This window comes from Sulfitobacter sp. CW3 (assembly GCF_019392245.1).
In the GTDB taxonomy this organism is placed as follows: Bacteria; Pseudomonadota; Alphaproteobacteria; order Rhodobacterales; family Rhodobacteraceae; genus Sulfitobacter.
Map to the genome: position 1 here is coordinate 1 of NZ_JAHXRL010000247.1, position 269 is coordinate 269.

Genomic DNA, 269 nt, shown 5'->3' on the forward strand with positions numbered 1-269 from the left:
CGATCCCGGCCCGGGTGATGGCGTGCGGCTCCAGGCCGGCGATCTCGCTTCCGTCGAGGCGGATGCTGCCGCCGCTCGGCCGGAACATCCCCGAGAGCAGGTTGAAGGCGGTCGTCTTGCCGGCGCCGTTCGGTCCGATCAGGGCGTGGAGCGTCCGGTCGGCGACCGCGAAGGACACGCCGCGCACCGCCTTCACGGGCCCGAAACTCTTCCGGATGTCGTCGGCGACCAGAACCGGGCCGTCGCCGCGCCCCTCCGCGATGAAGCGG

General features: G+C 72.9%; 1 protein-coding gene. It reads right to left on the reverse strand.

Going from position 1 to position 269, the window contains the following annotated elements; translation table 11 throughout:
* Positions 1–269, reverse strand: a 269-nt coding sequence (locus tag KZZ06_RS20940; protein ID WP_219581882.1) for an ATP-binding cassette domain-containing protein, incomplete at both ends; no start/stop codon positions are given.